17 protein-coding genes are annotated in these 24,088 nt (G+C 58.3%); all 17 read right to left on the bottom strand.

The annotated features are described in order from the left end of the window. Window positions 1–105: 105 nt before the first annotated feature. A complete protein-coding gene (gene narI, locus ACSBQQ_RS03925; RefSeq protein ID WP_025303199.1) occupies window positions 106–783 on the bottom strand; it encodes a respiratory nitrate reductase subunit gamma in 678 nt (225 codons plus the stop codon). A gap of 2 nt (window positions 784–785) precedes the next feature. Further along, window positions 786–1,508 (bottom strand): nitrate reductase molybdenum cofactor assembly chaperone, encoded by a 723-nt coding sequence (narJ, locus tag ACSBQQ_RS03920; RefSeq protein ID WP_033647718.1) that lies wholly within the window; start codon window positions 1,506–1,508, stop codon window positions 786–788. After that, entirely contained in the window at window positions 1,505–3,049 is a 1,545-nt protein-coding gene (gene narH, locus ACSBQQ_RS03915) for a nitrate reductase subunit beta (protein ID WP_033634924.1), read from the bottom strand. The genes narJ and narH overlap by 4 nt, the downstream gene beginning before the upstream one ends. Further along, the gene (locus tag ACSBQQ_RS03910) at window positions 3,046–6,807 is read right to left on the bottom strand and encodes a nitrate reductase subunit alpha (RefSeq protein WP_060427931.1); all 3,762 of its coding nucleotides are present in this window, start codon (window positions 6,805–6,807) and stop codon (window positions 3,046–3,048) included. The genes narH and ACSBQQ_RS03910 overlap by 4 nt, the downstream gene beginning before the upstream one ends. A gap of 292 nt (window positions 6,808–7,099) precedes the next feature. Further along, window positions 7,100–8,959: a carbohydrate-binding protein CenC gene (locus ACSBQQ_RS03905; RefSeq protein WP_060427929.1), complete on the bottom strand. Its 1,860-nt coding sequence runs from the start codon at window positions 8,957–8,959 to the stop codon at window positions 7,100–7,102. An 11-nt stretch (window positions 8,960–8,970) separates the two neighbouring features. Next, window positions 8,971–9,714, bottom strand: a complete 744-nt coding sequence (locus tag ACSBQQ_RS03900; RefSeq protein ID WP_033634927.1) for a glycosyltransferase family 2 protein — start codon at window positions 9,712–9,714, stop codon at window positions 8,971–8,973. A 7-nt stretch (window positions 9,715–9,721) separates the two neighbouring features. After that, entirely contained in the window at window positions 9,722–10,777 is a 1,056-nt protein-coding gene (locus ACSBQQ_RS03895) for a glycosyltransferase family 4 protein (RefSeq protein ID WP_033634928.1), read from the bottom strand. Between the two features lies 1 nt (window position 10,778). After that, window positions 10,779–11,684 (bottom strand): glycosyltransferase family 2 protein, encoded by a 906-nt coding sequence (locus tag ACSBQQ_RS03890; RefSeq protein ID WP_049194694.1) that lies wholly within the window; start codon window positions 11,682–11,684, stop codon window positions 10,779–10,781. 3 nt (window positions 11,685–11,687) lie between these two features. Next, entirely contained in the window at window positions 11,688–12,842 is a 1,155-nt protein-coding gene (locus ACSBQQ_RS03885; RefSeq protein WP_033647724.1) for a hypothetical protein, read from the bottom strand. A 6-nt stretch (window positions 12,843–12,848) separates the two neighbouring features. Then, on the bottom strand, window positions 12,849–13,697 hold the full coding sequence (locus tag ACSBQQ_RS03880) for an ATP-grasp fold amidoligase family protein (protein WP_033634931.1): 849 nt from the start codon (window positions 13,695–13,697) through the stop codon (window positions 12,849–12,851). Next, window positions 13,678–14,976: a flippase gene (locus ACSBQQ_RS03875; protein WP_039565578.1), complete on the bottom strand. Its 1,299-nt coding sequence runs from the start codon at window positions 14,974–14,976 to the stop codon at window positions 13,678–13,680. Before ACSBQQ_RS03875 ends, ACSBQQ_RS03880 begins: the two co-directional genes overlap by 20 nt. A 4-nt stretch (window positions 14,977–14,980) precedes the next feature. Continuing rightward, window positions 14,981–17,161 (bottom strand): polysaccharide biosynthesis tyrosine autokinase, encoded by a 2,181-nt coding sequence (locus ACSBQQ_RS03870; RefSeq protein WP_033647729.1) that lies wholly within the window; start codon window positions 17,159–17,161, stop codon window positions 14,981–14,983. Between the two features lie 27 nt (window positions 17,162–17,188). After that, window positions 17,189–18,322, bottom strand: a complete 1,134-nt coding sequence (locus ACSBQQ_RS03865) for a polysaccharide export protein (RefSeq protein WP_033647730.1) — start codon at window positions 18,320–18,322, stop codon at window positions 17,189–17,191. Window positions 18,323–18,367: 45 nt separating this feature from the next. After that, window positions 18,368–19,417, bottom strand: a complete 1,050-nt coding sequence (wecA, locus tag ACSBQQ_RS03860; RefSeq protein WP_048321686.1) for a UDP-N-acetylglucosamine--undecaprenyl-phosphate N-acetylglucosaminephosphotransferase — start codon at window positions 19,415–19,417, stop codon at window positions 18,368–18,370. A gap of 174 nt (window positions 19,418–19,591) precedes the next feature. After that, window positions 19,592–20,554 (bottom strand): NAD-dependent epimerase/dehydratase family protein, encoded by a 963-nt coding sequence (locus ACSBQQ_RS03855; protein ID WP_060418928.1) that lies wholly within the window; start codon window positions 20,552–20,554, stop codon window positions 19,592–19,594. 180 nt (window positions 20,555–20,734) lie between these two features. Continuing rightward, window positions 20,735–21,634 carry a winged helix-turn-helix domain-containing protein gene (locus tag ACSBQQ_RS03850; RefSeq protein ID WP_060418930.1) on the bottom strand — a complete coding sequence of 300 codons (900 nt, stop codon included), beginning with the start codon at window positions 21,632–21,634 and terminating at the stop codon, window positions 20,735–20,737. Window positions 21,635–22,405: 771 nt separating this feature from the next. Then, on the bottom strand, window positions 22,406–23,800 hold the full coding sequence (locus tag ACSBQQ_RS03845) for a NarK family nitrate/nitrite MFS transporter (protein WP_033647734.1): 1,395 nt from the start codon (window positions 23,798–23,800) through the stop codon (window positions 22,406–22,408). Window positions 23,801–24,088: the final 288 nt, after the last annotated feature.

The raw sequence follows: 24,088 nt of genomic DNA, 5'->3' as shown, positions 1-24,088 counted from the left end.
ACTGAGATAGTTAGTTTACGACAAGGCGGCGAGAATGGGCAGACGGCAGGGGAATTATCGGAATAGCGCCGCCGCTGGCGATCGGCGGCGGCGGCGGGGTCAGGCTCAGCGGCGGTTGCGCACCAGCTGGTAACGGCGGGTCAGATACTCTACCGGCGCACTCCAGATATGCACCAGGCGGCAGAACGGGAACAGCACGAACAGCGTCATGCCCAGCACCATGTGCAGTTTGAAGATAATCGCCACGCCTTCCAGGTGCGCAGAGGCGCCGGCGTGGAAGGTCACCACCGCCTGCGCCCAGGCCACCAGCTTCATCATTTCGCTGCCGTCCATATGCTGGGCGGAGAACGGAATGGTCAGCAGGCCGAGGCACACTTGCACCACCAGCAACGTCAGGATCATGATGTCGGCGAAGCTGCTGGTGGCGCGCACCCGCGGGTTGGTCAACCGGCGCTTCAGCAACAGCGCGCCGCCGATCAGCGTCATCAGGCCGCAGGCGCCGCCGGCGATCATCGCCAGCTTCTGCTTCACGTCGATCGGCAGGAAGGCCTCATACATCCAGTGCGGCGTCAGCATGCCGAGGAAGTGGCCCGCGAAGATGCCGATAATGCCGATGTGAAACAGGTTGGACGCCAGCCGCATGCCCTTTTTATCCAGCATCTGGCTGGAGCCGGCGCGCCAGCTGTACTGCCCGTAGTCGTAACGCAACCAGCTGCCAATCAGGAATACCGCGCCGGCCAGATAAGGGTAAATATCGAAGAAGAACTGATTCAAAAATTGCATGATTAGCGTCCTTTGGTTCCGGTTAACGCATCCGTCAGATCCAGATACTGTGGCGCCACCGCGCCGGCGAAGCGCCGCTGGTGCGCCGTCTGCTGGGCGGAGGCGCAGCCCTGTTCGCCGAGAAACTTGACCTGCTCCTCTTCCCACACCGCATCCAGCGCCTGCGGCGTATCGTCGCGCGCCTCTTGCGCCACCTGGGTTTCCAGCGTCTGGGCCTGCACCTCGCTGCCGGACAGCAATAGCAGCAGATCGAACAGCACCGCGTACGGGCTTTCTCGCTGTTGCAGGCGCGCGCCCAGCAGCGCCAGGATCGGCGCGATGTCCTGCAGCCCTTCCCGCGCCTGCGCCGCGCTGCGGCTGGCCAGATACTCCAGATACAGCGGCAGGAAATCCGGCAGCTCGCGGCTGTCGATCTCCAGCCCGGCGGCACGGTACTGCGCCATCAGATCGACCATCGCCTGGCCGCGATCGCGCGACTCGCCGTGCACGTGCTCAAACAGCAGCAGCGAGGTGGCGCGGCCGCGATCGAACAGCTCGCAATAGTCGGCCTGCGCGTCCAGCAGCGGGCGGGCGCACAGGCGGCGGATAAACAGAATCAGCTGCGCGCTGTGGTGCAGATCCAGCTCGCTGGCCGGCTCCAGCGCCTCAATCAGCGCTTGCTGATGGTCAAACAGGACCTGCTCCGGGTAATCCAGCAGGCGGGCGATCACTTTCAGGCTGATCATGAGGCGTCCTCCGGCCGCGCGGTTTTCGCGGTCACGTCGATGGCGTCGATGCGGCGGCTGTTGAACAGATTGAACTTGCCGTCGCTGCCGTGGCAGCCGTCGCCGAAGCTGAAACCGCAGCCTTTGCTTTCCGGGAAGGCTTCGCGCGCCAGCTCGCGGTGGCTCGACGGCACCACGAAGCGATCTTCATAGTTGGCGATCGCCAGGTAGCGATACATCTCCTGCGCCTGCGCTTCGCTCAACCCGACCTGCTCCAGCGCGCTGGTGTCCACCACGCCGTCGACGGTTTCCGCCCGCTTGTAGTGGCGCATCGCCAGCATGCGCTTCAGCGCCAGCAGCACCGGTTCGGTATCGCCGGCGGTCAGCAGGTTCGCCAGATACTGCACCGGAATGCGCAGGCTCTCGACGTCCGGCAGCACGCCGCTGTGCGCCAGCTCGCCGGCGTCGGCGGCGGACTGAATCGGCGACAACGGCGGCACGTACCAGACCATCGGCAGCGTGCGGTATTCCGGGTGCAGCGGCAGCGCCAGCTTCCAGTCCATCGCCATTTTGTACACCGGCGACTGCTGGGCGGCTTCAATGACGCCCTGCGGCACGCCGTCCGCCAGCGCCTGAGCAATCACCTTCGGGTCATGCGGATCGAGGAAGATGTCGAGCTGGCTCTGATACAGATCCTTGTCGTTCTCCACCGCCGCCGCCTGCTCGATGCGGTCGGCATCGTACAGCAGCACGCCGAGGTAGCGAATGCGGCCCACGCAGGTCTCCGAACACACCGTCGGCTGCCCGGCTTCGATGCGCGGGTAGCAGAAGATGCACTTCTCGGACTTGCCGCTCTTCCAGTTGAAGTAGATTTTCTTGTACGGACAGCCGGTCAGGCACATGCGCCAGCCGCGGCACTTGTCCTGGTCGATCAGCACGATGCCGTCTTCGCCGCGCTTGTAGATCGCCCCGCTCGGGCAGGTGGCGACGCAGGCCGGGTTGAGGCAGTGCTCGCACAGGCGCGGCAGGTACATCATGAAGGTGTTTTCGAACTGGCCGTACATCGCCTTCTGCAGGTTGTCGAAATTCTTGTCCTGCGAGCGTTTTTCGAATTCCCCGCCGAGGATCTCCTCCCAGTTCGGGCCGCTTTCGATCTTGTTCATGCGCTGGCCGGTGATCAGCGAGCGCGGGCGGGCCACCGGCTGGTGCTTGCCCTGTTTGGCGGTGTGCAGATGCTGGTAGTCGTAATCGAACGGCTCGTAGTAGTCGTCCAGCGCCGGCACGTCCGGGTTGGCGAAGATTTTCGCCAGCACGCCGACGCGGTTGCCCATGCGCGGTTCCAGCTTGCCGTTGATTTTACGGATCCAGCCGCCCTTCCATTTTTCCTGATCTTCCCAGGCGTGCGGATACCCGACGCCGGGCTTGCTTTCCACGTTATTGAACCAGGCGTATTCCATACCTTCACGGCTGGTCCAGACGTTCTTGCAGGTGACCGAACAGGTGTGGCAACCGATGCACTTGTCCAGATTCAGCACCATGCCGACTTGCGAACGAATTTTCATTTGCTGTTCTCCTGCTGACTGCCCTGCGCGTAGTCGTTGCCTTCGTCGTCCAACCAATCAATGCGGTTCATCTTGCGCACCACCACGAACTCGTCGCGGTTGGAGCCGACGGTGCCGTAGTAGTTGAAGCCGTAGGCCAGCTGCGCATAGCCGCCGATCATGTGGGTCGGCTTCGGACAGGCGCGGGTCACCGAGTTGTGGATGCCGCCGCGCTGGCTGGTGATCTCCGAGCCCGGCAGGTTCACGATGCGCTCCTGCGCGTGGTACATCATGGTCATGCCGGCCGGGATACGCTGGCTGACCACCGCGCGCGCCGTCAGCGCGCCGTTGGCGTTGAAGGCCTCGATCCAGTCGTTGTCCGCGATGCCCAGATCTTTGGCGTCGTCTTCGCTCAACCAGACGATCGGGCCGCCGCGCGACAGCGTCAGCATCAACAGGTTGTCGCTGTAGGTGGAGTGAATGCCCCACTTCTGGTGCGGCGTCAGGAAGTTCAGCGCCTTCTCCTTGTTGCCGTTCGGTTTGCTGTTGAGCAACGGCTGCGCGGCGCGGGTGTCGATCGGCGGCCGATATACCAGCAGGCTTTCACCGAAGGCGCGCATCCACTCGTGATCCTGATACAGCTGTTGACGGCCGCTGAGGGTGCGCCACGGGATCAGTTCGTGCACGTTGGTGTAGCAGGCGTTGTAGGAAACGTGTTCGTCTTCCAGACCGGACCAGGTCGGGCTTGAGATGATTTTGCGCGGCTGCGCCTGAATGTCGCGGAAGCGAATTTTCTCGTCTTCCTTGTTCAGCGCCAGATGGCGGTGATCGCGGCCGGTGACGTTGCTCAGGGCCTCCCAGGCTTTTACCGCCACCTGGCCGTTGGTTTCCGGCGCCAGCGACAGGATCACTTCCGCCGCGTCTATCGCGCTCTCGATCTTCGGCCGCCCCGCCGCCGGGCCGTCGGCCTTGATGTAGTTAAGCTGCTTGAGGAAGTCGACCTCGGTTTGGGTGTTCCAGCTGATGCCCTTGCCGCCGTTGCCCAATTTGTCCAGCAGCGGCCCCAGCGAGGTGAAGCGCTCGTAGGTGGCCGGGTAATCGCGCTCCACCGCGATGATGTGCGGCGCGGTTTTGCCGGGGATCAGATCGCATTCGCCTTTCTTCCAGTCCTGCACGCCGTAAGGCTGCGCCAGTTCGGCGGCGGAGTCGTGCTGGATAGGCAGGGTCACCACGTCGGTTTCCTGGCCCAGATGGCCAATGCACACCTCGGAGAAGGCCTTGGCGATGCCCTTGTAGATCTCCCAGTCGCTCTTCGAATCCCAGGCCGGATCGACCGCCGCCGACAGCGGATGAATGAACGGGTGCATGTCGGAGGTGTTCATGTCGTCTTTTTCATACCAGGTGGCGGTCGGCAGCACCACGTCGGAGTACAGGCAGGTGCTCGACATGCGGAAATCGAGCGTCACCACCAGATCCAGCTTGCCTTCGCCGCCCTGCTCGCGCCATTCCACTTCCTGCGGCATCACGCCGCCCTGCTGGCCGAGATCTTTCCCCTGAATGCCGTTTTCGGTGCCCAATAGGTATTTGAGCATGTACTCATGGCCCTTGCCGGAGGAGCCCAACAGGTTGGAGCGCCAGACGAACAGGTTGCGCGGGAAGTTCTGCGGATTGTCCGGCTGCTCGGCGGCGAAGCCCAGCGAGCCGTTTTTCAGGCTGTCGACGGTGAACTCGACCGGCGACTGACCGGCCGCGCGGGCCTGCTCCGCCAGGCGCAGCGGGTTGGTGCCCAGCTGCGGCGCCGACGGCAGCCAGCCCATGCGCTCGGCGCGCACGTTGAAGTCGATCAGGCTGCCGCCGAAGCGCGATTTGTCCGCCAGCGGCGACAGCAGCTCGTCGGTGCCGACGGTTTCATAGCGCCATTGGCTGGAATGGTTGTAGAAGAACGAGGTGCTGTTCATGTGGCGCGGCGGGCGCTGCCAGTCGAGGCCGAACGCCAGCGGCAGCCAGCCGGTTTGCGGCCGCAGTTTTTCCTGGCCGACGTAGTGCGCCCAGCCGCCGCCGCTCTGGCCGACGCAACCGCAGAAGATCAGCATATTGATCAGGCCGCGGTAGGTCATGTCCATGTGGTACCAGTGGTTGACGCCGGCGCCGACGATGATCATCGAACGGCCGTGGGTCTTCTCGGCGTTTTCCGCGAACTCGCGGGCAATGCGGATGATGTTGTGGCGCGACACGCCGGTGATCTGTTCGGCCCAGGCCGGGCTGTAGGCCTTGACCTCGTCATAGTCGGCGGCGCAGTTGGCGTCGCCCAGCCCGCGCTCGAGGCCGTAGTTGGCAAGCGTCAGGTCGTACACGCTGGTCACCAGCGCTTCGCTGCCGTCCGCCAGCTGCAGGCGTTTCACCGGCAGTTTGTGCAGCAGGATCTCGTCCAGCGCCACGCTGTTGAAATGCTCGCTGTCGGCGCCGCCGAAGTACGGGAAGCCCACCTCGGCAACGTCGTCATGCATGCCCAACAGGCTGAGCTGCAGCTCGACTTCCTGTTGCGACTTGCCCTCGCGCTGTTCCAGGTTCCACTTGCCCTTCTCGCCCCAGCGGAAGCCGATGGAGCCCTGCGGCGCCACCAGATCGCCGCTGCGGCTGTCGATAGCGACGGTTTTCCACTCGGGGTTGTTTTCCTGGCCCAGTCCGTCCACCAAATCGGCGGCGCGCAGCAGGCGGCCGGCGGCGTAATGGCCGCCTTCACGCGCTTCCAGCAGCACCAGCATCGGCATGTCGGTATAGCGGCGCACGTAGTCGCGGAAGTAGCCGACTTCGCGATCGAGATGGAACTCTTTCAGCATTACGTGGCCCATCGCCAGCGCCATCGCGCTGTCGGTGCCCTGCTTCGGATTCAGCCAGTGGTCGCACAGCTTGGCGACTTCGGCATAGTCCGGCGTCACCGCCACGGTTTTGGTGCCCTTGTAACGCACTTCGGTAAAGAAGTGGGCGTCCGGGGTGCGCGTCTGCGGCACGTTGGAGCCCCAGGCGATAATGTAGGAGGAGTTGTACCAGTCGGCGGATTCCGGCACGTCGGTCTGCTCGCCCCAGGTCATCGGCGAGGCCGGCGGCAGATCGCAATACCAGTCGTAGAAGCTCAGGCAGGCGCCGCCGATCAGCGACAGGTAGCGGGCGCCGGCGGCGTAGGACACCATCGACATCGCCGGGATCGGCGAGAAGCCGATGATACGGTCCGGGCCGAAGGTTTTGGCGGTATAGACGTTGGCGGCGGCGATCAGTTCATTGACCTCCTGCCAGCTGGAGCGGACGAAACCGCCGCGGCCGCGCGCCACCTTGTAGCTTTTGGCTTTTTCCGCATCGCCGACGATAGAGCCCCAGGCCGCGACCGGATCGCTGTGCTGCGCTTTCGCCTCGCGCCACAGCTTGAGCAGACGCTTGCGCATCAGCGGGTATTTCAGCCGGTTGGCGCTGTACAGGTACCAGGAGTAGCTGGCGCCGCGCGGGCAGCCGCGCGGTTCATGGTTGGGCAGATCGGGACGGGTGCGCGGGTAGTCGGTTTGCTGGGTTTCCCAGGTCACCAGGCCATTCTTCACGTAGATCTTCCAACTGCAGGAACCGGTGCAGTTCACGCCGTGGGTGGAACGCACCACTTTGTCGTGCTGCCAACGGCTGCGGTAGCCGTCTTCCCAGTCGCGGTTGGTGTTCAAGGTCTGGCCGTGATCGCCAGAAAAAGGCTCCGCCAACTGCTTGAAATAGCGGAAACGGTCTAAAAATTTGCTCATCCGGAATGCTCCTGAAGGCTCTTGTCGTTATAAGAAGACATGCTCAATCTGCCGCCAGCCTACTGACGGCCAACCGGCGGCAAATTGATTGCGATCAAGAGAAAGCGGGAGGCGATACACGCGCCGAGTGAGAAATACCACCAAAGTATAGGTGCGATAAACGAGATTAATATGTTGAATTTAAATGAATAAATCAGGAGTGGAAGACAGAGACTGACGGGCGAGAGGCAAGATGGGGTATTTGGGGGTAGGACGCGGGAGAAACCTCCCGCGTAACGCTAACTCGACGCTTTCAGCGTTGGAGCCACAGCGTCGCGGTGCCCACGGCGGGCAACGCCAGCGTGATCTCCGCCCCCCCTTCCCGCTGCCGCCAGCCCGCCGGAAGGCGCAATCGGGTGCTTTCCTCTCGATAGTAAGGGTTGGCTACCAGCAGCAAGGCGCGATCGCCCAGAACAAACATCCGCGCCGGCATTTGAGGGTTGCTTCCCGCCAGCGGCGTCGATTTTCCCGTCAGCAGATAAGGGGTGAAGGCGGCGATTTGCTGCGACACGGCGGCCACACCGCGCCAGGTGGCGTCAAACTCCCGTTGGTCGAAGCGGCCGGTTTTGCGCTTGTAAAACAGATCGGTATAAGAATAAAACAACAGCCCCTTGGCGCCGCCGATCAGCGCCTGCCAGGCCTGATTGCGGATTTCCGCCTCTGACGGCGGATGTGGCTTGCGGCGGGCGTCATAAGCGGCATGATCCATGATTTGCATCACCACCCAGGCCCCGCGCGCCTGGCGGGCGGCCTGCACCGTCAGTTCGGTATAACGCGTGGTGCGCGTCAGATCGCGATCGTTCCCCACCGGGTAAGGGTCGGTCGCCAAAATGTCGCTGCTGTTGAAGTGAGCGTCCAACTCCCCGGTTTTGTTCAACACCTGGAAGGTAGGATGATCGCCGTCAAGCCGCTTTATTTGCAGGTTTTTTTCCTCGATCTTATCGAGATATTCCGGCCCCAGCTCATCGTTGATGTACCAGGCGAGCAGGTTGGGCTGAGAGCGCAAGCGCTGCACGTACCAGGCCGTCATCGCCGCATAATCGCCGCCGCGCACGGCCGGAGCGAAACGGCTGCCGCGGTACTGATCTTTGACGGAGTAAATGACCAGCAGCCCGCGCTGGCGTGCGTTGCGGAAAAAGGCATAAGGGTCTTTCTTCTCCCCATAATCATAATTCAGCACCGTGTTGAATCCCGCCGATGCGATGCGCGCCAAATGCTCATCGGTAGCCACGTTGGCGTAAATACCCAACGGGAAAAGCCGTTGACCGTCGCGCAGGGTAAAGCCTTCGCTGTCGATCGCCACTTTGGCCGCAGGCTGCCCGACGCGAAAAGACAGCTCGCTGTCCGGTGCCGACCGGGATTGCTGCCCGGTGACCTGCTGACGCAGGCGGTATTCGCCCTGGGCCAGGCCGGTCGGCGGTTGGTATTCGATACGGCGCTGCCCTTCAACCTGATAACGGTCGCGGCTACGGTGAACAACCTGCCCCTCGGCATTGAGCAATTCGCTGTCGACCTGCAAACGCTGCGGCTGCGAAGTGACGACCAGCGTGTCAACCTTCCCCTGCGCCGACGCGCCGAGCTGATACAACGCCGGCGTAGGCGCTCGAGCACACGCATAGGCGTCGTCAAACCAGGCGGTACCGGTGCTCCCCTTGCGCAGATAAACGCCAAACGTGATTCGCGCCGCCTGCGGCGGCACGGTATAGCTGGCGTTCACCTGCCGCCAGCCGCTGTCGCCGGTCACCCCAGCCGGATAGCTGCCCTCCAGAAAGCGCCCCTGCGCATCAAAGCTCTGCAGATAAACCCCGGCGCCGCCGTCGCGGCTTTGCCCGCGTACGCCGCGAGTCTTGAGCCAGACGCCAAAATCGATCGTCTGTCCGGGCGCAACCTGCAGCGCCTGGTTGAAGGTGCGGTACTGCGCGGCATCTGCATTGTCATAGCGCAAACTGCCATTGCCGCTGCGCGTATCGCCGTCGGCCTGCGCGCCCTGCGCTCGCCAGCCGCCGAGACCCTGCTCAAAGCCGGGGTTGGCCAACAGATTGGGTTGGCAGCTCTGCGCCAGAGCCGAAGCGCCCCACAAGGCGCAACAGCCCAGAACCACCCTCTGATACATCCCCCTCATGGTCATTTCCTTTTCACCACGGCATTGAACAGATAGGTGGCGAACAGATAGCAGGATTTCTGGTAAGACAGCCCCAAATGCTGACGGTAAATCCGCCATTGCCAGTCAGCGGCGCGGATTTTGTTGCCCGACAGCGAATGGGTAGACAATCGATAACAGGCCAGCGGTTCGGGAATGCAGTAGGCCAGGCCGTTACGCGCCTTCTGCAGCACCGCCAGCCACATCAAATAGTCCTCATGACCCACTTTTTGCTGATACACCTTGCCGATGCGCTTTTGGTTGTAGATGCCGGTGAGATTGCCGATCCAGTTGCTTTTCAACATGTCCTGATAGCCGATAAGCTCTTCCGCGCCACGGGTGTTTTTGATCAATTTCAGGTCGTCTTCGAAGGTGTAGTAATGGGAACACACCACGTCGTAGCGGCGGGTTTGCAAAATGCTCGCCTGGCGCGACAGCTTGTTGGGGAGCCATACGTCATCGCTGTCGCAGAAGGCGATATAGTCGCCGTTCGCCGCCTCAATGCCGATGTTGCGCGTTTCCGCCACGCCCTGATTATGCTCATTGCGTATATAGGTGAGGCGATCGTGGATAAACGGCCGCACCACCTCGGCAGTATCGTCGGTGGACGCATCATCGATCACATACAGGTGATAATCGGTAAATCGCTGGTTCAGCACGCCTAGAATCGACTCTTTGATAGAGTTCGCGGCATTGTAGGCCGGCATGATTACGGATATCTTTTCCATTTTGTCCTCACTCGGTGAGCTGTTGCCACTGGGGATAAATACGTTCGGGAGAAAAACGGCGAGACTTCTCTAACGCGGCGACAGAAAAGCGCTCGCGCAAACCCGGATCGAGCATCAGTTTGATCACCCCTTCGCTGAAGGCGGCGGCGTCGTCATCGGGCACCAGATAGCCGTTGACGCCGTCGTCTATCAACTCGGCCGGGCCGGTCTTGCAGTCGTAGGCCACCAGCGGCAGGCCGAAACTCATGGCTTCGATCAGCACCATCGGCAATCCCTCATAGCGAGAGGTCATCAAATACAGGCTGGCCTGGCGATAATAGTCCGCCACGTCGGCAGTGGCCGGCAGCAGACTCACCTGCCGCGCCAGCCCGGCGTCTTCAATCTGCCGCCGCAGCGCATCGCGCTCCGGGCCGTCGCCAATAATCAGCAGCCGCCAATCCGGCACCTGCGCCGCCACCCCTCGCCACAGCGCGATCAGACGATCGAAGCCCTTCTGATTGCTCAAGCGCCCCACCGCCAGCGCCACCTTTTGCTGCAGCGCCGGCGTTGGCGCCTGTGCGCGGAACGGCGAAACGTTCTCGATCACCCGACATTTCCCAGCCCCCACCCAGCGAGCGATGGCGTCGCTATCTTGCCGCGTCAGGAAAATCACGCGATCGCTCAGCCGGTAAACCAGCAACTTCAGCCACTTAAATACGCGCGGATACTGGTGAAAGCTGACGTGCTCACTCAACAGCAGCCGGCTGCGGGCACAGAACAAACGCAGGAAAGGCGTCATCACCACCGACAGTTTCCCCATGGAAACGGTAATGATCACGTCCGCGCGTTCACGCCGCAGCGCGAACGCCAGCCGCCACGGCCAGAACAGTGAATCGCCACCGCCGCAGCGCAACCGGACGTCGCTCGCCAGCGGAAAGAAGCTCCGCTCGCCAAACAGCGAAAACACCGCGACCTCGTAACCCGGCAAACGCGCCAGCGCATTGGCCAAACCGCTGGCGACCCGTTCAGTACCGCCCTTGCCCGCCATATTTTCGATAACGATGATTATCTTGCGTGGTTGCATGTCATCTCCTGAATCCCTGGCGCACGTTGCGCAGCAGCCGGCCGCCAACCGAGAACAACCCCAACCGCGCCAGACAATCGCCATACCATTTGATCATCTTGAACTTGCCGCTCAGGCTGTGCCGCACGATGCGCGACGAGTAATAATTGAACGCCTGGGCGTTTTCCGAATACAGCGAGGCCAGCAGATGCTTACAGGCGAATCCGCTGATATGGCGATCGCTGGGGCTGAGGAAGGTATTGATAAAGCGGTCGCTGGCCTCCAGATTAAGCTTCGCCGTCATGCGCCCGTAGCGCCCCACGTCGAGAAACACCCCGCCGCCGGCGTCATGCGCCACTTGCGCGCCCAAATTGGTGGCGTTGACCAGAAAACCCCAATCCTGATGTTTGTTGAGAAACTCGGGAAATAAAAAGCGGCGATCGCTTTTTTTACGCATGCTGATGGTGGATGACCGAATATCGCCCATTTCCAGAAAAAGAAAATCTTCGCCGGAAGAACCGGATTTGTAGTGGAAGTTGAAGTCGCGTACCGAATCGCCGCTCACCTCTGCATAGTTGCCGAAGATAATGTCAATATGGCGATCTTCATGCTTCTTCATGCGGCGAATAATATAGTTGGTCGTGAAGTAATCATCGGAGTCGAGGAAAAACACGATCTCCGATTGCGCTAACTTGGTGCCTAAGTTGCGCGATACCGCCGCATTGCTCTTCTGTTTTTTCTCATGCAGCATCACATTGCTATTGGTCGCCGCTATCTGGCGGATAGATTTGATGTCATCCTCGTCAGAGCAATCATCAACCAAAATCACCTGATAGTCGAACCCTTGGCAAGCGTTGAAAATTCGCTTCAGCGTTTTAGGCAGGTAGCGCGAACTATTATAAATAGGGATCACGATAGAGAAATCCATTTCTTAACCCTCCAGCTTAGAATTTATTATTTCTTTTCCACGGCACAGCAACAATAACGACACGTTAAATACCGGGACCAAAAAATAGGTTTCCGTCAAGGTTGTTAACAGGAAAACCACCACCACCCAGCGCATGAATCGACTCAGCCTGCGCATATTGCCCAACAAGTGAAAATAACAAAAAAGCATGACGACAGAGGCGATGCCACCGGCCGAATAAAACATGGCGATGAAGAAGAAATCGACTGGCTTATACGGCTCTATATTCATGCCGAACAGCGGATTGGGTAGCCCCACCGCCTGAAACATCTGCCAGGAGAACCAGATCCGGCCGGTCAGCGCCTGGTTCAAGAGCACGTCCAATGCCGGATTGTTCCCCCAGCGTATAACGCTGGCGAATTGAAAGCCTACAATGACCAACGTCAGCGCGATGCAGACTTTTCTGTTGGGGGCGACACGCAGCAGCGGCGCCAGCCAAAACAGCAGCAGCATCAACAACGCCAGCATAAAACAGGTGCGAGAATAGGAATACATCAGCACCGGGAGAATTAACGCCGATACCGCCAACGAAGCGATATTTTTCATTCCACGCGTTAATTTCGCATGGTCGATCAGGCACAGCAGTGTGGCGAACAAGGCAAAAGAATAATACGCCAGGGTATTCGGGTTATCGAACCCCAGCGTTAATCTGTTGCCATAACGTTCATCAAGGTAAACAAACCCATCAGTGTAAAAGGTATAGGGAATAACCACCAGCAACCCTGCCACCACAAAGGTGATGGCAAACATTTCAGCGCCACGCCCCATTTCGATACGACGAAATAAAATTATCACCGCCGTGCTGAATACCGCACCAAACAGATAATCACCATGCCCGGTGGCAATATTCATAAGAAACAGCAGAACCAAAAAACCCGCAACCGCCTTTTCCGCCAGCGTAGCGATAAAAAATGCATAGCCGACATAGAGCAACATCAGGCCATTCAGCCCCAGCACGGCTTTATTAATCAGCTCGCTGTTGAACGATCCCGAGGTCAGGAAGGTTTTCACGAAAAACATCAGCAGGAAGGTCAATACGATGGATTGATTGATCAAATCCCGCGACTGATTATAACCGGCATTGGCATGCATTTGAAAATTGGAGGCGACTCTTTGCATAAGCGTTTACTCAGTAAAATAACTGCCCCATTCCTGCTCAATGTTTTTCGGCATCAGCTTGCTTAGCCCCGCACCAGGCGTAAACGTCAACTCACCGAAATACACCTTCTCGCCGACCTGGTAGAAATCCACGCGCACATAAGAGAACTGCTGCGCCGTCTGGCGAGCCAAACGTATCATTTCATCCAGCCGCGTAGGGCGCGGCATCGGTTCGTCGGCATTGGGCAAGCTGATGCGGATTTCGGTGCGGTTCCAGTCGATATCAAAAATATCGCGCCGATGGGTGCCGAAACGCTGATAATCCACCTGGATGAACATGCGAATTTCATGATTGTCGTTGAAACAATGAAACTTGATATCGTTCGGCACCTGTTCGCCATCCAGCAACATGCGCTCCACCATGATGCAGGGTTCGATATCCAGATAATGTTTTTCGCGACTCTGCTCATAAAAGTTGCTGCGCATCCACGCGTTGCTGAGATCGTACAACTCTGCGTAGCTAACCTGCCGCTTGTCGAACACCAACCGGTTATAACCGCTGCCGTGGTTGGCCTTCAGCACAAAGGCGTTGGGCAATTGCCTGAACATGTCGTAGCTGAGTTCAGTGCCATGCGCATACAGCTCCACCAGATACTCCTCGCCCCACAGACCGGCGATAAATTCACGTACCTTGAACTTGTCCGACAAGGTGGTGTAGATGCTGCGCGGGTAAATTTTGCGGCGCATGATCTTTTCGCTGAAGCCGGTCGGCTTTGACAGGTGCGGCAGCTTCTTGAAATAGAGCGCGTATTTAACCTGATGGTGCCAGGCATCGGGCAGGCGCTTGGAAATGTTTTTAACCAGGATGTTTAACATGCTCTCTCCTTAATTTGCTGACAAGACGCGGCAGGCAGTAAAAACAGGTCAGCTGCAGTCGGGTAATTTTTCCGCCACGGAATAAACTGTTCAGCACAAAGAACGAAATGAATTCCGCCAGCAGCGTAGACACCGCCGCACCGATCAGGCCGTAGCGCGGGATCAGCAGCAGATTCATCACCACGTTCGCCACAGCCACCAACGGCATCTTGATGGCGATAAAGCGATAGCCGGCGAACAGCACGATGCTGCGGTACGAAACCGTCCCCATGACCGAAAACAGCGAGGTCAGCGTACAAATGGCCAGGATGCTGGCGGCCGGTTGGAAAGCGGCGCCGTACAGCAGCGCAATGGCCGGGTGGGCGAACCACCACAGGCCCAGCAACACCGGCAACGACAGGCCCAGGACCACCAGATAAAGCACCCGGATACGGTACTCCTGCTCCAACGGATCGCGGCAGCTGGCAATGCCCGGCATCAACGAGGTTATCAGCGCCATCGGCACGAAAACCCAGCCTTGGCTAAGGGTGGTGGCGGCGCTGAACCAGCCTACCGCCTGCTCGCCGACCAGATTGCCCAGCATGATTTGATCGATGCGGGTATAGATCACTATTGACAGGCTGGAGATGGCCAACGGCAGCCCCACCTTTAGCAAGTAACGGCCGTAGCGCCTGGCCTGGCGCGGCGTAACCCGCGGCGAGGCCGCAGCTTCCCCACGGAATAACCAGAGGCGCACCAGGTAAGGCACGGCGCTGCTGAGGATGTAGGGTACCGCGAACCACACCAGCGGCAGCGCGGCGCTCACCAGCGCCAGCCGCAGCCCGATCGACAGCAGCAGCGCCAGGTTGTTGATCAGCGTATTGCGTTTCGACTGCAGGCGGGCATCGTAATAAATCTTGTACACGTCCTGAATCGAGAAATAGGCGCTGACAAGCAGCAACAGCGTCATCAGTTGGCTGGCGGGCGTTTGGCTGAAATAGCTCCATATCAGTATCGGCAGCGCCACCACCAGGAACAGCCGGCGGCGCAGGCGTATTGACGCCAGCATCAGGCGAATGCCGCTCGGCTGTCGGCGGGCGACGCGGTTGAAAATGATGCTGTCGGCGCCCAACTGCACCAGTGGCACCACGATGGCGATCGTCGCCAACAGATAGTTGAGCGCGCCAAACTGCGCGGGCCCCAGATAGCGCGCAACGTAAATGGAGACGAAGATGCCGGACAGGCTGAGCGAAACGCGTTCGAGCATCAGCCACAGGGCATTGGTGATAATGGCCTTCACCCGCTTACTCCCCTGCCTGCGGGCGTTCTTCACGATGGCTTGGGTAGGCGAAGTTGTAATAGCTCATGTCGGTTGCCGCCTTCTTCACCATGCCGTTGAGGATCACGCCCTTGATCGTCACCCCATTCTGTTCGAAGCGGCGCATGCTGGTTTCGATCTGCTTGACGGTATTCACCTCAAAGCGCACCACCAGCAGCGAGGTGCCCGCGTGATTGCCGACGATCGCCGCGTCCGTCACCGCCAGAATCGGCGGCGTGTCGATCAGCACCAGATCGTAGTTTTGCCCGGCCCAGCGTAGAAAATCGGCGAAACGGCGGTGCATCAGCAGTTCGGACGGGTTCGGCGGCACCTGGCCGCGCGGCACGAAGTCCAGGTTGGCGATGGCGGTTTTCCGCACCGCCTGTTCCGCCGTCACGTTGCCCACCAGCATGTCGGACAGGCCCTGATGCCCATCATCCGCCAACCAGCGGTGCAGGAAGCCTTTGCGCATATCGGCGTCGATCAACAGCACCCGCTGCCCGGCCTGAGCCACCACCACCGCCAGGTTGGTGCTGGTAAAGCTCTTGCCGCTTTCCGGGCTGGCGCCGGAGACCATCAGAATGTTGTTTTTGGCCTCCATCATGGCGAAATGCAGGCTGGTGCGCAGGCTGCGGATCGCTTCCACCGACAGATCCGTCGGTTCGGCCACCGCCAGGATCGGCAAGCGCCGGCCGCCGGATTTGGGCAGCAAATGGCGCTGCTCGCGGTTGCGCTTGACCTGCCACGGCGACAGCGGCACCGTAGCGTAGACGTTGATGCCCCGCTTCTCCAGGGTATCGATATCATTGATGCCGCGATGGAAAGCCGCGCGCAGCAGCACCACCGAGGCGGCGCCTCCCGCCCCCAGCAGCAGCGCCAACAAGACGATCAGCATCTTCTGCGGCTTAATCGGCCGGATAGCGGTTTCCGCTTCGTCGATGATGCGAACGTTGCCCACCGTGCCGGCCTTGCTGATGCTCAGCTCCTGCTGCTTGTTCATCAGCTGCATGTAAACCTGCTGATCCACCTGCACGTCGCGGGTGAGGCGCAGGATCTCCTGCTGCATTTTCGGTAGCGTCTGCACCTGTTTACCCAGCCGCGCCTTTTCCGCCTCCAGCGTGGCGCGCTTTTCCAGCAGCGCCCGGTAAGCCGGGTGCGCGCGGGTATAGAGTTTGGAGATCTCCGCTTCCTTGAAGGTCAGCTCATTGAGCTGGGCTTCGAGCTGCACCTGAGTATCCAGCACCGATTTGGCTTCCAGCGACAGATCCACCGAGTCGTTTTGCTGGCGGAACTGATTGAGCTGGGTTTCGGCATTGTTCAACGAGGTTTGCGTTTGCGGCAATTGCTCTTGCAGGAACGCCAGCATGCGCTGCGCCTCTTCCGTTTTGCGGTCCACGTTCTGTTGCAGGTAGTTGTCGGTGATGTTCTTCAGCATCGCCTCGGCGCTCTGCGGATCTTCGCTCGGCAGCGTAAAGGCCATGATGCCGCTGTCCTTGCCGCCCGGCACCACGTCCAGGTATTTGCGCAGATCGTCCACCGCTTCTTGACGCGCGACTTTGACCACGGTAAAGCTGGCGCCCGGCGCCGCGTCCAGCGCCGAGACGGTCATGTTCCAACCGCCCTGCGCCACCGGCTGCCCGACTACGCCGCTGAACAGTTTGTCGCCGTCATGGCTCAATTCGTAATGCTGCCCGTCGCGCACCGTCAGCGTCAGCGCTTCGCCCTGCATGTCCGCCGGCGTCGTCAGCGTGGTGATGTTCAGCACCGGCGGCTTTTCACCGCTCAACCGGGCAAGGCCTTTGCCGAACACCGGGAAATAGTCCGGGCTGACGCGCACCGTCAGGCCGAGGGCGTCCACCGTTTTGCCGAGCACGTAGCGTGACTTGGCCAGCGTCACCTCATCCTGCGTCGCCGAGCTTTGCCCCATCGTGCTGTCCAGCGTTTCACGCAGCAGCGAATCGCCGGACAGCTGCTTCTCCACCTGCACCACCGCCGTGGCCTGATATACCGGGGTGGCCAACAGGGCGTAGGCGACGCCCAGCACGCCGGCCAAACCGGTCACGACGGCGATCCGCCAACGGTTATCCCACAGCGGCCCGATCAGCCGCTCCCACTCCAGTTTTTCATCTTGTTCGGCCACCATCACGGACAGCGCATTGTTTTTCATCTTCTGTTCCTTATTCACCCTGCGGAGTTACCAGTTGCGCACGCGCAAGGTAGCCTCGCTGAGATCGTTAAAGCTGCTGATGGTCGGCACCAGCTGGCTGATCAAACGGTTCCAGCGCGCGATCGGCGCCGCAGTGACGTACACGACGTCGTAAGGTTGCAGCTGAAATTCAGCGCCCATCGCCAGCGCGCTGGCGTCGGAGAGATCGAACTGATACAGCGTCGCCAGCCGCTGCGGCGTTTTACCGCCGCTCGGCCGGATCACGAACACCCCGGTCGCATCCGCCACCGTCTGGCTGATCCCTTCGGAAGATCCGAGGGCTTCGGTCAGGGTCATGCCGCTGCGATCCATCTTCAGCGTCGCTTGCTTGCCCACCTCGCCCATCACGAACACTTTCAATTCGTCATTGCGCGGGATGTAGAGGATGTCGCCCGGCTGCAGCAGCGCGTTCTGGCTGATGTCGCCACGCTGCATCAGCGCCTGCAGCGAAATAGCCCGCTCTTTGCCCTGATGGGTCAGCACCACGTTGCGCCAGTCGGCGTTGTCCGTCAGGCCGCCGGCGGCGTTGATCGCGTCCAGAATGGTCAACGGCACGTTGGTGATCGCCTGTTGGCCGGAGGTTTTCACTTCGCCGGTCACGTAGGCCTTCTGCGAACGAAAAGCGGCGATGCTGACGTCCACCTGCGGACTTTCCACGTACTGCGCCAGACGGCCGGCGATCAGGCTGCGCACTTCGGTGACGGTCTTGCCCACCACCGCCACTCGCCCGATATAGGGATAAAAGATCGTGCCATCTGCATGCACCCAGTTGCCGGTATCGCTGGCGCTGCGGTACTGCCCGGCCGGCGTGGTCAACTCGGGGTGATCCCAGACGGTGACGTTCAACACGTCGCCGACGCCGATGCGGTATTGATAGTTCTGCAACCGCTGATCCAGCGCCGGATTCGGCCGGGCGACCGGTTCTACGCGCCGCATTTTCTGCAGCAGCATCGGCGACATGCGGTAAACCTGCACCTGGTCATTCAAATCGAAATCGTCGTCCTGCTGCACGACGATGGCTTTTCCGCTGGTCGGTAAATGTGAGCCGGGGACCACCGTACACCCGCTCAACAACGCGGAGGTGAAGGCCAACGGCATCAAAAGAGGCAAATGAAAATTCATGGAAGTACCGTGATAAGCGGGCTGCTGCCGCAGCCCGTGAGGGGATTAACGGCCGACGGTCGGATTATCGCTGAACACCGTCGCCTGACGCGGTTCGCGCAACATGGCGAAATAACCGCAGAAACAAAACAGAAACGCCACCAGCATCAGGCTTTCCTGCAGCTGCAGCACTTCGCTGCAAATGCCGACGCAGGCCAGCGTCACCGCCAGCATGGTGCTCATCGCCAGCGCCTGGCGCGCATTGAGCCCGCGACGCATCAGAATGTGGTGCAAATGATCGCGGCCCGCTTTGAAGGGGCTTTGGCGGCGCAACAGGCGGCGCACCATCACGGTCACCATGTCCATCAGCGGAATGGCGATCAGCCACAGCGCGGTGACCGGGCGCATTACCGCCTGCGGCCCCTGAGTCGCCAGCAACACCAGCCACAGCACGCTGAAGCCGATCACCATGCTGCCGGCGTCCCCCATAAAGATCTTGTTGCGCGCGCCGAACAGGCTCAGGTTGAACAGCAGATAAGCCGCCAGCGCAGCGATCAGGCCCAGGCACCACAGCGCCAGATCTTCCCGGCCGCCCAATCCGAACACGATGGCCAATGCAACGAAGGTAACGCAGGACAAGGCGCCCAGTTGCCCGTCGATGCCATCCACCATGTTGTAGGCGTTGATCGCTCCCCATACCGCCAGCGGCGTAAGCAGCAACGCGCCATAGCCGAGCATCACTTCCTGATGCCCCCAGACATAGCCCAATGAGGAAAGCTGCATCCCTGCCGCCAGCATCATCGCCAGCGCGATCCCTCCCTGCACCATGACGCGCGGCGCCACAGGCAGATCAAAGCGGTCATCCAGCACGCCCAACACCACCAGCGCCGTAATGCACAGCAGATAGATGGTGCTGTCGGGCAGCCAGGCGGGTTGCCACAGCGTCATCAGCATCAGCGTCAGGTATACGGCGATGCCGCCGACCAGCGGAATATGTCCCAGATGTTGCTTGCGCGCATTGGGCTTATCCACCAATCCCACCGTCAAGGCGGCCCGGCGGGCAATAAGCACCCAGGCGACCGCCAGCACAAATATCACGCTCAGTTGATATAACATCGTTCCTCCAGCGAATAAGCACGCTACCGCCCTTGAGTTACAGCTCCCAATGCGCTATTAACAAAAACAAAATTGATCCGGCCAGGATATAAGTCAGCATGAGTTAATCCTGAAAAATACAGATTTATCCGCTTGTCGGCGGAAATAAGTAAATAACGTCAGCGTGCGGTTAAGTTATCTATCAGAAAACTCATGTTTAATGGTTCTTTCGATTGCCGAATCAAGTTCAACCGGCGCCACGAAATTATTTTGCACATTACTTTTAAATTGCGTTCTGGCGCAGAATTTCTGCACTCTGACGCGGCTGATTGGGAATTTTTTACGACTTATTTTACTCACGACATCCAATGCGGTCGCCCCGCATATGCCCACCACATAAGGAATGCGAATCGTCTTATTTTCTCTGCCCAGCGAGGAGGAAATAACGTCGACCAATTGATTCATCGTAAAGTCCGGTTTATCGACGTAGTTGCTGACCTGATAACTTGACTGCTGGTCCAACGCATGTTCCAGCCGCGCGGCAATATTTTCAACGTAAGCCATCGACTTCATATTATTGCCGCTGCCAATCATCACGAATCGGCCGCTGGCGATCTGGCGGAACAGGTTATACACATTGCCGCGGTTGCCTTCACCGAATACCACCGTCGGGCGGATGATGGTCAATTTGTTTGCGCTATCCGCCTTGCGCCACGCTTCATAAACGTATTCCGCTTCGAGCTTGGACTTGCCGTAATGGTTGAAGGGTTCGAAACGTCCCTCCTCATCGGTTTCCTGCTCGACGAACCCGTAAACGGCCACCGAGGAAGTGAAAATGATTTGGCGGATATTCAAGGCGGAGGCGGTCATGCAGACATGGCGTGCGCCTTCGACATTGACCTGATAATAGAGCGAAATAGGATCGACGTTGTCCTGATGCTCCGCCGCCAGATTAATGATGGCGTCACAGCCCGCCAGCGGTTCTTGCAGGGTCTGGGGCTGCGTCACATCGCCATACTGATAGAGCGCCGGAAAATGCGCGCTGGGTTGCTTGTCAACGATGACCAACGTCAGATCATCGCGCGCACTGAGACGTTTTGCCAGGCGTGTTCCGATAAAACCGGAACCCCCGATAATAGCTACTTTACGCTTATCCATAATTTGTCACTCAGCAGGTTCTCATTATTCCTGTCACCGCGATGGAAACAGGACGCTAATATGCGTTAGGTAATGAGTTCCAGACTGGACAAATCGAACCTGGCTTTCAAATAACAAATAATGAAATAAAAGATTTCATCAAATGTAAAATTATCGCTAAAGATAAAACCTCATTCAGCACTAATTTTTAACATCGTAAGCAACTTGATATTGCAAGGTTTTGTTCGGCAATATGAGATTAATCCGACCTTTACCCGGCGTAGAAGAAGTCTCATATTTTACCGGCAACTTAAGCTGCCCTTGCTTAGGGTCGACACATTCGATGGTCGCCTGCTCCATGCTCTCGCCCTGGTACAGGCAGAGCAGGGTTTGCGGGCTGTTGGTATGGGGATTATTCAGCGTCAGCGTCAACACCACGCGCGTGTTGTTCTGAATATCATTGATCACCGGTGGACGAGTTTGGTTGCCGAGCACATATGAAAAATGTGAAATAACCAGCAAAGAAGCGAATACCGTCAGGTATTTCACTACGCGGCTGGCGGGCATGCTGAAAAAGCGCCGCGCCGTCGTCGATTTTTTTTCACGCGTGGGTTCATGAGCTGACTCTACCGTTGCAACAGGCGCAGCCACCAGCGTCGATTTACGCGGCTTATCTATTTTTTCATCGTTTGTTTCAGACGACTCACTTTCATTTTCAGAAAGTTCCGCTTGAATATCAACGCCAATATTTTCATCGCCATTTAATATATCATCATCAGCGTAGCCCTCATCCTCGGATATAAAGTAAAAAGCCGCTTGATTTTCCACCTTGTAACCCAAACGGGGAATGGTTCTGATAAGCGTATGTTCCGTGTCGCTAATTTTTTGGCGAATAGATTTAATTGTTTGATTTATCGTTGAATCTGAGCAGTAAGTTCCTTTCCAGATATTTTCTATAATTTCCGTTCGTGTAACCAGCTCTGGCGATCTGGCGACAAGCAGCGAAAGAATTTGATACTCCTTCCAACGCAGACGAAATTTCTCCCCGGCAGGAGTCAGAACATCGAGATTCCTAATCTTTATTCTTTTATCAAGATTCACTTTTAATTTCCTTAGCGTGCCTGTCCTGCACACTTTGTATAGAAATATCAAAAAATGTTCAAGAAATTAAATGTAAACTCAACAGGTTGCATTCATCGGATATTGGCCTTTATAAAAATTTTCTGATTTCATTTTTTACATTAGGCCTTATTAAGGATGTTCCGTTTACCCAAATGACTCTTTTTCCCTGCTGGCAACATGGATTTCTTTCATGGCTACCGTAAAATTCAAATGGTCACCTCATTGATTTAAAAAGGAAAAACTAGCGGCGTTGTTAGATTGTTAATCGAATAAAATTGTGAAATTTCATTCTTATCCGTGAATTCATTGTGTTTTTCCACCTAATCTGATTGTCAGATAGACTACAAAAAGCCGGAAAAAACAGAATGAGAGTTATCTGATTTAACCCCGTTACACATTCCACTCAGTGCGTGCAGCATCTATGACAAAACCCTATTACTGATTTTATAACAATCGCACTAATTATGCCTTACCGTCCCGGAAATTTCATTTAATCTGCGGAAAGATATTAACTCCTTAATGTAAGAATACTCTCAATAAAACGAAAAAAACGTACAAATAATATAATCCGTTTTGGCGAAAATATTCCCACATTGAGAGATAGTGCTATAAAAAAAGAAAAAAACGGCAAGCGGAGATGAGAATTTTACCTAAAGACAGAAAATTTCACTGAGGAGGCGAGGAGAGATGACTCGGAATGAGCGAAATATCCCTCCCCTGCCGGGAGGGATTGAGAAAGACGTTTGATACTCAGGCTTTTTTCTTGCGGCCATACACCGCCCAGGTGATCACCACGCACAAGATATAGAACACCAGGAATACTTTCATTGCCCCCGCCGGCGAACCGGTCAACGCCAGCGAGGTGCCGAATGCCTGGGGAATGAAGAAGCCGCCGGCGGCGCCGATCGCCGAGATAAAGCCCAATGCGGCGGCGGAGTCCGTCACCGCTTCACGCTGCGCGCTCTCGTCGCTGCCGCCGGCCGCTTTCACGCGATCGACAGTGATTTTACGGAAAATGACGGCGATCATTTGGAAAGTCGACCCGCTGCCCAGCCCCGCAGTGAGGAACAGCACCATAAAGATGCCGTAGAAGGCGATGAACGAACCGCCCTCACCCGCCGTCGGCAAGGTCAGGAACAGCAGCGCGGCGAATACGGCCATCACCACAAAGTTGATCAGCGTCACCCGCACGCCGCCGAAACGGTCAGACAGCGCGCCGCCGACCGGCCGCGCCAGCGCACCGAGGAACGGCCCGAAGAATGCGTAATGCAGGATCACGATGTCCGGGAATTGCGTCTTCGACAGCATGGCAAAACCGGCGGAGAAACCGATGAAAGAACCGAAGGTTGCGAGATACAGCAAACTCAGCATCCACAAATGCCCACGCTTGAGCACCGGCAGCTGCTGGCGCAACGAGGCCTTGGCCGCCGCCAGATCGTTCATGCCGAACCAAGCCGCCAGGGTGGCGACCAGCAGGAAAGGCACCCAGACCCAGGCGGCGTTTTCCAGCCACAGCTGCCCCCCCTCCGCCTGATTTTGCGCCGTGCCGCCAAACAGGCCGAACAGGCTGAAAGAAATCGCCAGCGGCGCGACCAGCTGCATGACGCTGACGCCCAGATTTCCCAACCCGCCGTTGAGCCCTAACGCGCCGCCCTGACGCGCTTTCGGGAAGAAGAAGCTGATGTTGGCCATGCTGGAGGCAAAGTTGGCGCCGGCGAATCCGCACAGCAGGGAAATGATGACGAACACGCTGTACGGCGTGCTGCTGTCTTGCACCGCGAACCCCAGCCACAAGCACGGCACCAGCAGGAAGCAGGTGCTGATGGCGGTCCAGCGACGGCCGCCAAACAGCGGGATCACGAATGAATACGGCACGCGTAAAATAGCGCCCGACACCGACGGCAGCGCCGTCAGGAGGAACAGCTGGTCGGTGGTGAAGTTGAAGCCCACCTTGTTCAGGTTGACCGCGACGGCGCTGAACAGCATCCAGACGCAGAAGGCCAGCAGCAGGCAGGGAATGGAAATCCACAGGTTGCGGGTGGCGATGCGATGGCCACGCTGCTGCCAAAAGGCGCTGTCTTCAGGACGCCAGTCCTGAATCAGCGCACCGGTTTTCTTTGATGAAGGCGTTGCAAGTTGCGACATAAAAACCTCAGACACGGGGGATCATTCTGCACACCCTAGGGGGCGGCCCCGGCGGCAAAGTTGATGTATATCAACCCGAATGCAAGTAGTTGGCGGCGCAAATAGCGCCTTCATCCCCTTAGGGGTACGCCCCGAATAAAAATTAAATCACTTTAAATCAACGCATTATAAAACATCACGCCGCTACTCTCACCGCTGCGCCGTCCCGCCGGAAACTAATGGGTACTTCATTCGAGGTATGGGGTTATGCTCAGGGATAATCAAAAATACGGCTGAATCGTTACTTGT

The sequence above is a fragment of the Serratia sp. G204Y genome (assembly GCF_051172435.1).
GTDB lineage: Bacteria > Pseudomonadota > Gammaproteobacteria > Enterobacterales > Enterobacteriaceae > Serratia > Serratia sarumanii.
The sequence above is the reverse complement of the archived record's forward strand: the minus strand, read 5'-3'. Positions and strand labels throughout refer to the sequence as shown.

Excerpts from the sequence above, each read along its gene's own strand:
- ACSBQQ_RS03910 (WP_060427931.1), bottom strand. The coding sequence starts at position 6,807 with ATGAGCAAATTTTTAGACCGTTTCCGCTATTTCAAGCAGTTGGCGGAG.
- ACSBQQ_RS03845 (WP_033647734.1), bottom strand. The coding sequence starts at position 23,800 with ATGTCGCAACTTGCAACGCCTTCATCAAAGAAAACCGGTGCGCTGATT.
- narI (WP_025303199.1), bottom strand. The coding sequence starts at position 783 with ATGCAATTTTTGAATCAGTTCTTCTTCGATATTTACCCTTATCTGGCC.
- narJ (WP_033647718.1), bottom strand. The coding sequence starts at position 1,508 with ATGATCAGCCTGAAAGTGATCGCCCGCCTGCTGGATTACCCGGAGCAG.
- ACSBQQ_RS03855 (WP_060418928.1), bottom strand. The coding sequence starts at position 20,554 with ATGGATAAGCGTAAAGTAGCTATTATCGGGGGTTCCGGTTTTATCGGA.
- ACSBQQ_RS03870 (WP_033647729.1), bottom strand. The coding sequence starts at position 17,161 with ATGAAAAACAATGCGCTGTCCGTGATGGTGGCCGAACAAGATGAAAAA.
- ACSBQQ_RS03905 (WP_060427929.1), bottom strand. The coding sequence starts at position 8,959 with ATGTATCAGAGGGTGGTTCTGGGCTGTTGCGCCTTGTGGGGCGCTTCG.
- ACSBQQ_RS03880 (WP_033634931.1), bottom strand. The coding sequence starts at position 13,697 with ATGTTAAACATCCTGGTTAAAAACATTTCCAAGCGCCTGCCCGATGCC.
- wecA (WP_048321686.1), bottom strand. The coding sequence starts at position 19,417 with ATGTTATATCAACTGAGCGTGATATTTGTGCTGGCGGTCGCCTGGGTG.
- ACSBQQ_RS03885 (WP_033647724.1), bottom strand. The coding sequence starts at position 12,842 with ATGCAAAGAGTCGCCTCCAATTTTCAAATGCATGCCAATGCCGGTTAT.
- ACSBQQ_RS03865 (WP_033647730.1), bottom strand. The coding sequence starts at position 18,322 with ATGAATTTTCATTTGCCTCTTTTGATGCCGTTGGCCTTCACCTCCGCG.
- ACSBQQ_RS03900 (WP_033634927.1), bottom strand. The coding sequence starts at position 9,714 with ATGGAAAAGATATCCGTAATCATGCCGGCCTACAATGCCGCGAACTCT.
- narH (WP_033634924.1), bottom strand. The coding sequence starts at position 3,049 with ATGAAAATTCGTTCGCAAGTCGGCATGGTGCTGAATCTGGACAAGTGC.
- ACSBQQ_RS03890 (WP_049194694.1), bottom strand. The coding sequence starts at position 11,684 with ATGGATTTCTCTATCGTGATCCCTATTTATAATAGTTCGCGCTACCTG.
- ACSBQQ_RS03895 (WP_033634928.1), bottom strand. The coding sequence starts at position 10,777 with ATGCAACCACGCAAGATAATCATCGTTATCGAAAATATGGCGGGCAAG.